This is a genomic window from Methylophilus medardicus (genome assembly GCF_006363955.1).
GTDB lineage: Bacteria > Pseudomonadota > Gammaproteobacteria > Burkholderiales > Methylophilaceae > Methylophilus > Methylophilus medardensis.
Genome location: NZ_CP040948.1, coordinates 479571 through 492054, shown reverse-complemented (window position 1 = coordinate 492054; position 12484 = coordinate 479571). Strand labels below are relative to the sequence as shown.

At 50.5% G+C, this 12484-nt stretch carries 10 protein-coding genes; 7 read left to right on the top strand and 3 right to left on the bottom strand.

Features of this window, described 5'->3' with window-relative positions; genetic code table 11:
• The first annotated feature begins 32 nt into the window (after window positions 1-32).
• From clpS to FIT99_RS02385, 7 genes are all read left to right on the top strand, one after another.
• Window positions 33-344, top strand: coding sequence for an ATP-dependent Clp protease adapter ClpS (gene clpS, locus FIT99_RS02415; RefSeq protein ID WP_140002589.1), 312 nt, complete (start codon window positions 33-35; stop codon window positions 342-344).
• A 262-nt stretch (window positions 345-606) separates the two neighbouring features.
• Window positions 607-2862, top strand: coding sequence for an ATP-dependent Clp protease ATP-binding subunit ClpA (clpA, locus tag FIT99_RS02410; protein WP_140002586.1), 2256 nt, complete (start codon window positions 607-609; stop codon window positions 2860-2862).
• 208 nt (window positions 2863-3070) lie between these two features.
• Window positions 3071-3406 (top strand): hypothetical protein, encoded by a 336-nt coding sequence (locus FIT99_RS02405; RefSeq protein ID WP_140002584.1) that lies wholly within the window; start codon window positions 3071-3073, stop codon window positions 3404-3406.
• Between the two features lie 104 nt (window positions 3407-3510).
• Window positions 3511-4755 (top strand): TolC family protein, encoded by a 1245-nt coding sequence (locus FIT99_RS02400; protein ID WP_140002582.1) that lies wholly within the window; start codon window positions 3511-3513, stop codon window positions 4753-4755.
• Window positions 4756-4765: 10 nt separating this feature from the next.
• Window positions 4766-5917, top strand: a complete 1152-nt coding sequence (locus tag FIT99_RS02395; protein WP_140002580.1) for an efflux RND transporter periplasmic adaptor subunit — start codon at window positions 4766-4768, stop codon at window positions 5915-5917.
• 3 nt (window positions 5918-5920) lie between these two features.
• The gene (locus FIT99_RS02390) at window positions 5921-9022 is read left to right on the top strand and encodes an efflux RND transporter permease subunit (RefSeq protein ID WP_140002577.1); all 3102 of its coding nucleotides are present in this window, start codon (window positions 5921-5923) and stop codon (window positions 9020-9022) included.
• Window positions 9023-9060: 38 nt separating this feature from the next.
• Complete coding sequence (locus FIT99_RS02385) at window positions 9061-9393, top strand: P-II family nitrogen regulator (RefSeq protein WP_140002574.1); 333 nt, start codon at window positions 9061-9063, stop codon at window positions 9391-9393.
• A gap of 34 nt (window positions 9394-9427) precedes the next feature.
• On the opposite strand, the gene FIT99_RS02380 is transcribed toward FIT99_RS02385, so the two are convergent.
• From FIT99_RS02380 to dapA, 3 genes are read right to left on the bottom strand one after another with little or no spacing between them, the layout of a single operon-like run.
• The gene (locus FIT99_RS02380) at window positions 9428-10204 is read right to left on the bottom strand and encodes an MBL fold metallo-hydrolase (RefSeq protein WP_140002571.1); all 777 of its coding nucleotides are present in this window, start codon (window positions 10202-10204) and stop codon (window positions 9428-9430) included.
• Window positions 10205-10216: 12 nt separating this feature from the next.
• Window positions 10217-11473, bottom strand: coding sequence for an outer membrane protein assembly factor BamC (gene bamC / locus FIT99_RS02375; RefSeq protein WP_140002569.1), 1257 nt, complete (start codon window positions 11471-11473; stop codon window positions 10217-10219).
• Window positions 11474-11512: 39 nt separating this feature from the next.
• Window positions 11513-12391: a 4-hydroxy-tetrahydrodipicolinate synthase gene (gene dapA, locus FIT99_RS02370; RefSeq protein ID WP_140002567.1), complete on the bottom strand. Its 879-nt coding sequence runs from the start codon at window positions 12389-12391 to the stop codon at window positions 11513-11515.
• Window positions 12392-12484 lie beyond the last annotated feature (93 nt).

The following is a 12484-nucleotide window of genomic DNA, read 5'->3' as shown; positions in this document are numbered from 1 at the left end:
CAAAATAGGTTCTAAGACAGGTATACAAAACTATGGTACGACCAAAGCGTGAAGGTGATCTGGCAATTGAAGCAAACATTGCCAAACCAAAAACTCCAGAGCTATTCAAGGTGATGTTGCTGAATGACGACTACACCCCGATGGAGTTTGTTGTGGCCGTGATTGAACGTTTTTTTAACAAGTCTCGTGAACAAGCGACGCAAATCATGCTCAAAGTACATACGGAAGGCATGGGCATTTGCGGCGTGTATCCCCAAGACATTGCCGAAACCAAAATGCATCAGGTGCTTGAATCCGCTCGCGAAGCGCAACACCCCTTGCAATGCGTGATTGAAGCCGCCTGACACCTGAGGTGAGGCATCTAGTGAATATCGGGCAAAACCACTGACATACTCACGATTCAAGTGTTGCTTGAAAGTGATAGCATATAACTGAGGTGATTTTGTCCCGCTTGACTCATACCACTTGAGCACAAAGCAGTAATGGCATATTGAATTTTTTAGAAAAAAGCACGATAACAATAAACGGACAAGTTTGCCGGATTACATGGATTGACTTCTATGGATGTGGCGTTTTTTGTAGTGTAGTGGATTAAGGAAAGTCATCATGATTGCTCAAGAACTTGAAGTTAGCCTGCACATGGCGTTTATGGACGCGCGACAAAAGCGTCACGAATTAATTACGGTTGAGCATCTGTTACTGGCTATGTTGGATAACCCCACAGCCGCAGAGGTATTGCGCGCCTGCGGTGCCAAATTCGACACCTTACGTAATGAACTGACGCAATACATCGAAGAACATACCCCCACTGTCGCTGGCACTGAGGAAGTAGACACCCAGCCGACGTTAGGTTTTCAGCGCGTGATTCAACGTGCCATGCTGCATGTGCAATCTTCAGGCAAAAAAGAAGTGACCGGCGCCAATGTGCTGGTTGCGATTTATGGCGAAAAAGATTCTCACGCGGTATTTTTCTTGCACCAACAAGGTGTGACCCGCCTCGACGTCGTTAACTTCATTTCGCATGGCGTCGCCAAAATTCAGGACAGTGAGCCAAAGGCATCGAGTGCTGAACAAGAAAGCGAAGGCGAGAACGTCAGCACCGGTGCGTTGGAGAGCTTCACCCTCAACCTCAATGCACAGGTCATTGCAGGCAAGATTGATCCTTTAATCGGTCGCGGCCCAGAGTTAGAGCGTGTGATCCAAACCTTATGCCGCCGCCGCAAAAATAACCCACTGCTCGTTGGTGAAGCCGGTGTGGGTAAAACCGCCATCGCCGAAGGCTTGGCCTCCCGTATTGTTAGCAATGACATTCCAGAAGTGTTGGAAAACGCCACTGTTTACTCGTTAGACATGGGCGCCTTGCTCGCCGGGACCAAATACCGTGGTGATTTTGAACAGCGTCTAAAAGCGGTGATGAAACAATTGGCCGAAAAACCAGAAGCCATTTTGTTTATTGATGAAATTCATACGTTAATTGGCGCCGGTTCTGCCAGTGGCGGCACGCTGGATGCCAGCAACCTACTCAAACCAGCGTTATCCAACGGATCGCTCAAATGCATCGGTGCGACGACCTACCAAGAGTACCGTGGCATTTTTGAAAAAGACCATGCCCTCTCACGTCGCTTCCAAAAGATTGATGTGCAAGAGCCTAGCGTGGCCGAAACCATTGAGATTTTAAAAGGCCTCAAAACCAGATTTGAAGAGCATCACAGCGTCAAATACAGTGCGAGCGCCCTAACGGTGGCGGCTGAGTTGTCTGCGAAGTACATCAACGACCGTCACTTGCCAGACAAGGCGATTGACGTGATTGATGAGGCAGGGGCTGCACAACGCATTCTGCCTAAGAGCAAACAAAAGAAAATTATTGGCAACAAAGAGATTGAAGAAATCATTGCCAAAATTGCCCGCATCCCACCCAAAAACATCTCGAGCGATGACCGCAATGCGTTAAAAACGCTAGAGCGTGACTTGAAAGCCGTTGTGTTTGGTCAGGACAAAGCGATTGAAGTATTGGCCTCAGCCGTCAAAATGGCGCGCAGCGGCTTGGGCAACAGCAGCAAACCTATCGGTAGCTTCTTGTTTGCAGGCCCCACTGGCGTTGGTAAAACCGAGGTCGCTAAACAATTGGCTTATGTGCTGGGCATTGAGCTATTACGTTTTGATATGTCGGAATATATGGAACGGCATGCGGTATCACGCTTGATTGGTGCGCCTCCGGGCTATGTTGGCTTTGACCAAGGCGGCCTGTTGACCGAGGCTGTGACGAAACAACCTTATTGCGTGCTGTTGCTGGACGAAATCGAAAAAGCGCACCCGGATATTTTCAATATTCTGTTGCAAGTAATGGATCATGGCACGCTGACCGATAACAATGGCCGCAAAGCAGATTTCCGCAATGTGACCATTATTATGACGACCAATGCGGGTGCAGAAAACTTATCTAAATCCAGCATCGGCTTTACCAACAGCAAGGATAGTACCGATGAGGCTGCGGATCTGAAACGCTTCTTCAGTCCAGAGTTCCGTAACCGTTTGGATGCCACCGTTTCGTTTGGTGCGCTCAACCAAGAAGTCATCTTGCGTGTCGTCGACAAATTCCTCATGCAACTTGAAGATCAGTTGCACGAGAAAAAAGTTGAAGTGACTTTCAGCGATGCACTGAAAGCCTATCTGGGCAAAAAAGGCTTTGATCCGCTGATGGGCGCACGTCCGATGGCTCGATTGATTCAAGACACCATTCGTAAAGCCTTGGCTGATGAATTGCTGTTTGGTCGACTCAATGATGGTGGCCAGGTGCACATCGATATTGATGAGCACGATCAAGTGAAATTAATTTTTAAAGAAGAAGCACTCTCCGTCTAGTCTGTTCTCACGTTGACACCACAGTGACATCTACTATAATGTCATTGTGGCTTTGACGCACCAGTTTGGTGCAAGATAAATATATGCTTGCCACCTCCGCTGCGGCTATTCGTTGCAGCTCAAATGAAATCAATCGCTTAGAGGTGCTCATATTGCTGGTATAGTTATTGCTGTAAAAGTAATGTAATGCCCACCAAAACGATTTTTAATGCAAAAGCTATTTTATTTTCTACATCTGCTATGTTTGTTGTTTGCCCTGCAAACAACCGCCGCCGAACCGGTGGTCACAAGCACGCTATTAGACAGCAGCTTATCAACAGTCAGCGTTGGCAATAGCAGTGATGATGGTTTATCTGCCGATTTTGGCGATATGAGTGCCTGTGTCGATATGCTCGAAATTGCCGAGGTGGATGTCGATAAAATAGTGCTACCAGGCTTTAGCTACCCTCTCCATAAAGCCAAACACCTCACCCCCGAACACCATCTCACCGCCTACCACCTGCAGCTCGGCTTCTGGCTTGATCGGCCTCCCCAATCCGCTTGATGATTGTTTAGTTGCGCGCTACGCAACACGGTAGGCGCTATTTTCATTGTTCAATAAGGTGGCTGTGGCATGATCCAATCAACTGTCACCGAAAAAGGATCGTTATGTTAAGAAATACCCGCTGGCGACAGATCGGCAAGCTATTATGCTTTTATTTATGCCTATCGCCTCTTGCCAATGCAGAAATCACTTTTGACCTAAAAACCTTGCTGGATAAAGCCGTCGATGAAAATCCGATGATGGCGGTCAGTAAAGCGCAAACCGCCGCTGCGGCGGCTGGCATCACAGCATCACGTGCGTACTTTAACCCTGATCTTGAGATCATGGGTGGCCCTGCCAGATATCGCAATGCGCCCGGCACCACGAATCAAAACTATGGCATCACGATTTCACAGCCCCTAGACTTTCCAGGCACGCGTACCTCGCGGCGCGAGCTGGCGGAGCAACAGTTTAATTACGCCGAAAAAGGCATATTCACCACCAGTTTTGATCTGCGGAATCAAATCAAACAGGCTTATCTGAATGTGTTGTTGCGTCAACAAATCCTCGGCATGTTTAGCGCCAACCTCAGCTTGTTGCAGCAAATTCAAAGCAAAGTGAAACGTAAGGTCGAAATTGGCGAAGCGCCACGCTACGAGCTAATTAAAGCGGATACTGAGTTATTAGCGGCCGAGCGCGATTACGCCAGTGCACAAACGCGGATTGAGGAAGCGAAAGCGATTTTGCGCGGCATGATCGGCAATATGCCGGACAGTTTTGAAATCAATTCGGAATTACCGACGATATCAACCCTACCCAGCGTGATCGAATTGCGGCAGTCGGCTGAAAACAACCCTTACCTGCAACAACTGTTTAGCGCCAAAGACAGCGCAGAAGCCAAGTTAAAGTTAGAGCAGGCGTTGCGCTTTCCTGGATTAACTGTGAAATCTGACTTCACGCAAGACCCCGACCTGAACACGTTTCGGGTAGGTGTGGTGCTGCCACTACCCGTATGGAATCGTCGTGAAGGCCAGATTGCGCAAGCTGCCGCCGGCATCGAAGAAGCCGACGCCAACATTAAGTTGCAACAACAGGTGCTGCGCAAAGAAATCGATAGCGCTTATCAACGCACGGTGATCGCCAGCAACCAGCTCAAAGCGTTTGAGAATGGCTTACTCAATCAATCTGAAGCCACGCTTAGTCGGGCGGAAGCCGCTTATAAATTCGGAGAACGTGGCATTCTGGAATACCTAGATGCGCAACGCGTCAATCGTGATGTCAGACGTGACTATCTGATTGCCAAATTTGATTATTTTTTTAGTGTATTGCAAATCGAACGCTTCATCGGTTCGGATTTGGTTCAACCGTAAGGGGATGGTGATGTCTCGTATTGTATGTTCAACATTATTGGTTGCCGCACTGGCAACCACATTTAGCGGCTGTAGTGAAAAACCAGCGCCTGTCCAAGAGACGAAAGAAGTCGTAGATCCCAGCTTGGTCAGCTTAACCAAAGAATTAGAAGCGACGGTAAAAACCGGTGCAGTATCTGAGCAATTGTTCATTGATACCTTGCGCATCCCCGGACGCATTCAGGTGGATGAGCACTTTGAATCCAGAGCTGGCGCCTCGATCACGGGCCGCATCAGCACTCTGGATGTCAACTTAGGGGATGAAGTAAAAGCAGGACAACGCTTGGCCACTATTAAAAGCACTGAATTGGCGCAGTACCAACTCAGCTACATCAAAGCCAGCCAACAAATGCAGCTACAAACCAAAGCCGTTGACCGGGCAAAACAGTTGCTAGAGGCCGATGTGATTAGTTTGGCAGAATTGCAACGTCGCGAGGGCGAGCTCAATGCGGCGAACGCCGAATTAAATGCCGCACGCGATCAGTTACAAGTGCTGGGCATGGCGCCTAGCAATATTGCGCAACTGGGCTTGCAAAACAGTGGTATGTCCACCAGCCAGGTCAATTCTAAAATTGCCGGTACCGTGATTGCGCGCAAAGCCAGATTAGGGCAAGTCGTGGCCCCGGCTGAGGAATTGTTTGTCGTTGCAGATTTGTCTCACGTTTGGGCAGTCGCAGAGATTCCTGAGCAACAAATTGCGCACATTAAAGAAGGGCAATCCATCAATATTGAAGTGCCTGCACTGGATGATGCAGAGCTCACCGGCACGCTGGCCTTCGTCGGCGATATTGTGGACCCAGCGACACGCACTGTGATGGCGCGCGCCAATATCAGTAACGACAAGATGTTGTTGAAGCCGGACATGCTGATTACCATCTTGCTCGAAGCGAAGCCTCAAAAGGTCATCGCGATCCCCTCTACCGCAGTGGTCAGAGAAAACAACGCCGACCATGTGTTTGCACAAACGCTCAAATCCAAACAATACAAATTGTTACCCGTGACGTTGGGCCGCACCTACGCAGACAAAAGAGAAGTCTTACAAGGCTTGCAACCCGGTGACCAAATCGTGCTCGATGGCGCTTTTCACGTCAATAACGAACGTAAGCGCAAGGAAATGGAGTAAAGCATGATTGAGTCGTTAATTAGAGGCGCGCTCAAGCAGCGCCTCATTGTGTTAGTGCTCGCCATCGGGCTGGTATTTGCAGGCTTGTTTGCCGTCAAAAAACTATCGGTGGATGCGTTTCCTGATGTCACCAATGTGCAGGTGATGATTGCAACACAAGCCACTGGAAAATCCCCAGAAGAGGTAGAGCGTTTCATCACGGTGCCGCTTGAAATCGCCATGACCGGCCTCCCCGGCCTGACCGAAATGCGCTCAGTCAATAAAAATGCGCTATCGCTGATTACGCTGGTTTTTACCGACAGCACCAATGTGTATTTTGCACGGCAACTGGTGATGGAAAGACTGATGGAGGTCATGGAGCGCATGCCGCAAGGCGTGACGCCGATTCTGGGACCCGTCTCGACCGGCCTCGGCGAAGTCTATCAATTTACGCTGGATAAACCGGAAGATGGCAAAAAAGAACTCAGCCGCGAAGACCTGACTGAGCGACGCGCGATCCAAGACTGGGTGGTGCGTCCATTGCTGCGCGGTATTCCGGGCGTGGCCGAAATCAACTCGCAAGGCGGCTATGTCAAACAATACCAGGTGCTGGTCAACCCTGACCGCATGACGCACTTTTCGATTAAGCTCAAAGACGTGTATGAGGCGCTGGCGCGAAACAACGCCAACAGTGGCGGCGGTATTTTGCCGCATTACGCCGAGCAATATCTGATTCGCGGTGTCGGACTGGTGCAAAATCTGGATGACATACGCAACATGGTGCTGAAAGAGGTGAATGGGATTCCGGTCTACATCCGCGATGTCGCCGAAGTCACCATTGGTCATGAGGTGCGGGTTGGGGTCGTGCTCAAAAATGGCGACACCGAATCGGTCGGTGGCATTGTGATCATGATGCGTGGCGGCAACGCTAAAGAAGTGGTCAGCCGGATCAAAGCCCGCGTTGAAGAAATCAACAGCAAGGGCATGCTGCCACACGGGCTGCAAATTGTGCCTTACTATGACCGAAGTGAGCTGGTAGACGCGGCACTGCACACCGTCACCAAAGTGCTGATTGAAGGCATTATTCTGGTGGTGATCATTTTGTTCCTGTTTTTGGGGGACGTGCGCTCTAGCCTGATTGTGGTTGGTACACTCGTGCTGACGCCATTAATTACCTTTATGGTCATGAATCACTATGGCATTTCTGCCAACCTGATGTCACTTGGCGGCCTTGCGATTGCGATCGGCTTGATGGTGGATGGCTCGGTGGTGGTGGTTGAAAATACCTTTCACCATTTAGGCCATCGCAAAGGTGAGAGCAGAATTCGTGTCGCGCTCGAAGCCGCCACCGAAGTGGCGACCCCGGTGCTGTTCGGGGTGGGTATCATCATCTTGGTATTTTTACCTTTGATGACACTAGAAGGCATGGAAGGCAAAATGTTTGCGCCATTGGCTTATACCATTGCCATTGCGCTGTTCGTCTCGCTAGTGTTATCGCTGACCATGACGCCCGCGTTGTGCTCTTACATTCTCAAAGGGGGGAGTGGCGAGGACACGCGGCTCATCCAAGCCATCAAACGGCCTTATTTATCAGCACTCAACTGGGTGCTCAAGAATGAGAAAAAAACCATTCTGGCTTCGGCACTGGTGTTTGTCGGCACCCTGGCGCTGTTTCCATTTCTGGGCACGTCATTCATCCCAGAAATGAAAGAAGGCTCCATTGTGCCCGGCATTAACCGGGTACCCAATATCTCACTTGAAGAGTCCATGAAAATGGAAAACAAAGCGATGAAATTGATCATGGAGCAAGTGCCTGGCGTGAAGTCAGCCATCTCTGGGCTGGGTCGCGGCGAGAGTCCGGCCGATGCGCAGGCGCAAAATGAGTCCACGCCAATTATCAGCCTGAAACCACGTGACCAATGGCCAGCGGGCTGGACCCAGGATGATATCGGCGAAAAAATGCGTGCAGTGCTCGAAAAGAATATTCCGGGCGTGCAAATCATCATGGCGCAGCCGATTTCTGACCGTGTCGACGAACTACTGACCGGGGTGCGTGCCGATGTGGCGGTGAAAATTTTTGGGGAGGACCTCGATACGCTGAAGCAAAAGGCGGATGAAATCGCCAGAATTTCAGGCAGCGTCAAAGGCGCGACAGAGATCAAGGTAGAGAAGGTCTCCGGACAACAATACCTAAACATCACCATTGATCGGCAAGCAATTGCCCGCCATGGCATCAATGCATCCGATGTCCATGACGTCATCGAAACAGCGATTGGCGGTAAAATCGCCACCGAGATTTTTGAGGGGCAACGACGCTTCTCAGCAGCGGTGCGATATCCAGAGTCGTTCCGCAACGACGAAGAAGCGATTCGTAATATCATGCTCACCTCCCCTAATGGCTCCCGCGTGGCGCTGGAAGACTTAGCAGACATCGAAGTCAAAGATGGGCCGGCGCAAATTAGTCGCGAGTTGGCCAAGCGCCGTATCGTCATCGGCGTCAATGTTAAAGACCGTGATCTGGGCGGTTTTGTGGCTGAGCTGCAACAAGTGCTCGGTCAGAAACTGCAATTACCGGATGGCTATTATCTGGAGTATGGCGGTCAGTTCCAAAATATGGAGCGCGCGATGGGCCACTTGATGATCATCATTCCAGTGACGATTGCCGCGATTTTCTTCCTATTGTTCTTGTTGTTCCAGTCGCTACGGTTCGCCACCATGATTATTTTGGTGTTGCCGTTTGCCTCTATTGGTGGCGTCATTGCACTGTTTGTCACCGGTGAGTACTTATCCGTGCCTGCCTCGGTCGGCTTTATTGCCTTATGGGGGATAGCGGTATTGAATGCGGTGGTCCTGGTGTCGTACATTCGCACCTTGCGTGAAGAGGGCATGGAGCAGCTAGAGGCGATCCGTAAAGGTTGCGCACAGCGCTTCCGGCCAGTCATGATGACGGCCACAGTGGCTATGTTAGGCTTGGTACCGTTCTTGTTTGCCACCGGGCCTGGCGCAGAAGTGCAGCGCCCCTTGGCGATTGTGGTGATCGGCGGCCTGATTACCTCCACCTTGCTGACCCTGATTGTCGTGCCTACACTCTATCGTAAGTTTGAAGAGCGTCAGATAGAGGCATAATGCCAATCGAATAAGATGATGCGCAAAAGGATATTTTTATGAAAGAGATCAAAGCAGTCATACAACCTGCAAGGTTGGCCAAGATACGCTCTGCGTTGCGTAACATCAAAGGCTTTCCCGGTATGTCTGTCAGTAAAATGGAAGGCTGTGGCCCGCACTTGCAAAAGCCAAGCGTCGGCGTCAGGGAAGAGCTGACCGACTACAGCCCCAAAGTATATATCTACATGGTGGTGCCGGATGACTTGGTGGAGGGCGTATTACAGACCATCGTTGAGGTTGGTCACACCGGCAATATCGGGGATGGCATCGTGTGGGTGACCCCGGTTGAACGCATGATCCGCTTATCTGAGCAGATCATGGTGCTGGACTAGATGCATGGAACTGGTCTAAATCTATGGCGCTAGGCTAAATAAGAGAACGCCAGTCCAGCCCCGATTGCTGGCTGGCGATTTGTACCCAATCACGCTCACAGTGAAGCACCTCACTCAGGGCTTGCTGGGCTAGGGTGGGGGTATTATTTTTTTCACTCAAATGCGCTGCAACCAGATGTTTGAGTTTACGGTTGTCGAGTTTTGCTAGCAGCTGGGCACTGGATTGATTATCTAGATGCCCTAGCCAACCACCGACCCTTTTTTTCAGCGAGTAGGCATAAGGTCCATTGCGCAACATCTCTAAATCATGATTGCACTCCAGCAATAAACCATCACAAGCTTGCAGCATCAGCACAATATGTGGCGTCACACTGCCGACATCTGTTAACACGCCAAACTTACGCACGCCATCACTAAACACAAACTGTGCGGGCTCACGCGCGTCATGCGGCACCGGATAGGGGTGTACCTCAATTTCTTGTAACGCAAACACGGTATGTGCATCGACAATGTTGAGCTTTACCGATTGCGACGCTGCAGGCAAATAACGCTGGCACATACTCAAGGTGCCATGGGTGAGCCACACCGGAATCTGGTAGCGCGCCGCGAGCTTGAATGCACCGCGGGCATGGTCATCATGTTCGTGGGTGACCAAGATGCCGGTGAGTTGCTCTGGCTGTCGCTGCAGCCTGGCCAGGCGTTGCACCGTCTCCTTAACGCTAAAGCCGCAGTCGAGCAAAAGCCGGGTTTCCCCGGCCTCGATCAGCGTGGCATTGCCTGCACTGCCACTGCCTAGTGATGCAAATTGCACTTCAGCCTCAAACTATTTCAGCTGTTCATACAGCAATGAAATAATCCGGTTTGCAGTGGTGGAGGTGTTGCGTTTGTTGTCTGAGGTCAGCACATAGACATCTGTGGTGTCATCTGCGTTTTCTAGCACTTGAATATGGTACTGCTTGCTAGACTTGTCGCCGTCGGCGGTGCCTTTCCAGAACTTGGTTTTATCGCCTGGTTTAACATCTGCAGGCGCTGCCGATTTTTCATCCTCATCGCTACCCCAGAACTTCAAACGCTCCAGCAAGCCTTTTTTCTGCTTGATCGGGTCCTCTGCATCTGTATCAGCATACCGTACGTAAAAAATACCTTCTGAGCGGTTTTTGTCTTCGGTAACAAAACCGATGCGATCCAGTGCCAAGCCCACCCGACGCCAACCGCGATCAAAAGGCTCGTTCAACTTCAAGGTCACGCTCTGATCAGATTCTTTAATCACATCTGCACGTTTATCAGAGGCTGCTTGTGTCATCACCTGTTCTGCTTTTTGCTCATCTAGACCCAGTTTCACCATCATGCGGCGCAGCAATTCTGCATCCAGATCCGCATCAAACTCCTGTCCGGCATTATTTTTGGCATCTGCGGCGTTTGCGCGGTAGCCGGTATCAATCACCCCAAGCTGCGTCGTCACGTAGTTTTTACCATCATCGGGGGCGCCAGCAACGGTGCGATGAGTCATGTAAATCTCAGTGGTACCGTCTTTTTCACCGCGTTCGATCCGCGTACGGAATTTGCGTCTATCTGCAAAGCCAGATAATTTATCCAACCAGGCATCAAACTTCTCGCCATAGCCACGATTATCTTCTTTTGGCTTGATCGCATCCGATTGCAACCATTCCGTTTCAATCACACCGACTTCAGGATTTTCAACTTTGACAGCAAAGCCTTGATCCAGCCAGAAATCACGCACAATCGGCCACACTTTTTCGGCGGGGGCATTGACCACTAACCAACGCTGCGAGCCGGCTTTGACCATGCGCACGTTTTTCATATCGGCTAACACCGGTTGCGGGCCGTTCTGTTCCTGTGCGTCTTGGTTCTGGCTGTAGGCTGAATAACTGGTACTGCCCGGCACGTTGTAGGTGCTACTGGTGCGTACGGTGGTCAAATCAGGGGGAACCTCAAGCGGCTTGGAGCGACCAGCGCCCTTGTAATCTGAACTATTGTTCAGAAACGGGATGGAATCACACGCGGCCAGCGCCGTGACTAGACTGAGCAGCACTGCCCGTTGTACCCAAACATGACTCATGTATTTCACTTATCTCACCCTAAATTAATCTTCACACCATCAAGCGGCAATGTCAGCCTGCTGCATGGCGTTGCGTAATACTTCATGATATTGGCTAGACAAATTCACTAGCGGCAAACGAATGCCGGTGCCAATCAAACCCATTTGCTGTAGTACCCATTTCACCGGAATCGGGTTCGCTTCCACAAACAACTTCTGGTGCAATGCAAACAATTTTGCGTTACATGCGATGGCAGCGGCCACATTGCCATTGAGTGCATGCACGCACATGTCATGCATCAGTGTTGGCGCCACATTGGCCGTGACCGAGATCACGCCCTTGGCGCCTAACAACATCAGCGGCATCGCCGTCGCATCGTCACCACTATAAACGGCGAAGTCTGCAGGCTTGCGCAGCAACAAGTCTGTGCCACGCTCAATGCCCCCTGTTGCATCTTTAATACCGACAATGTTTGGCAACTGCGCCAAACGTAACACGGTATCATTGCTCAGATCGCATCCAGTGCGTCCAGGCACATTGTATAAAATTTGGGGAATATCGACAGCCTCAGCCACCGCTTTAAAATGCTGATACAAGCCTTCTTGTGAGGGCTTGTTGTAATAAGGCGCCACCAGTAGGCAAGCATCTGCACCCAAACTCTTGGCCTTGGCGGTCAATTCAATCGCTTCAGCCGTTGAGTTCGCCCCAGTGCCGGCAATCACCGGCACGCGTTTAGCCACATGCTCAATGGTCGTTTTAATCAACAGACAATGTTCATCGACAGTGACCGTAGGCGACTCGCCAGTCGTACCGACAATCACAATGCCATCGGTACCAGCATCGACATGCACGTCGATCAACTTTTTGAGCGCGTCCAGATCCAAACGACCATCTTCAAACATCGGAGTAACGATTGCGACCAAACTGCCCGTAAACATACCTAGCGCCATTTAATAATAAAGCGAATATTTTAACTGATTATGCGGCCGAACGCCAAAGAAGCCATGCGGCCGCATCGCCCAGGCCGACCA

What these genes read in the sequence shown, in the direction of transcription:
- clpS (WP_140002589.1), top strand. Translation starts at nt 33, where the DNA reads ATGGTACGACCAAAGCGTGAAGGTGATCTGGCAATTGAAGCAAACATT.
- clpA (WP_140002586.1), top strand. Translation starts at nt 607, where the DNA reads ATGATTGCTCAAGAACTTGAAGTTAGCCTGCACATGGCGTTTATGGAC.
- FIT99_RS02405 (WP_140002584.1), top strand. Translation starts at nt 3,071, where the DNA reads ATGCAAAAGCTATTTTATTTTCTACATCTGCTATGTTTGTTGTTTGCC.
- FIT99_RS02400 (WP_140002582.1), top strand. Translation starts at nt 3,511, where the DNA reads ATGTTAAGAAATACCCGCTGGCGACAGATCGGCAAGCTATTATGCTTT.
- FIT99_RS02395 (WP_140002580.1), top strand. Translation starts at nt 4,766, where the DNA reads ATGTCTCGTATTGTATGTTCAACATTATTGGTTGCCGCACTGGCAACC.
- FIT99_RS02390 (WP_140002577.1), top strand. Translation starts at nt 5,921, where the DNA reads ATGATTGAGTCGTTAATTAGAGGCGCGCTCAAGCAGCGCCTCATTGTG.
- FIT99_RS02385 (WP_140002574.1), top strand. Translation starts at nt 9,061, where the DNA reads ATGAAAGAGATCAAAGCAGTCATACAACCTGCAAGGTTGGCCAAGATA.
- bamC (WP_140002569.1), bottom strand. Translation starts at nt 11,473, where the DNA reads ATGAGTCATGTTTGGGTACAACGGGCAGTGCTGCTCAGTCTAGTCACG.
- dapA (WP_140002567.1), bottom strand. Translation starts at nt 12,391, where the DNA reads ATGTTTACGGGCAGTTTGGTCGCAATCGTTACTCCGATGTTTGAAGAT.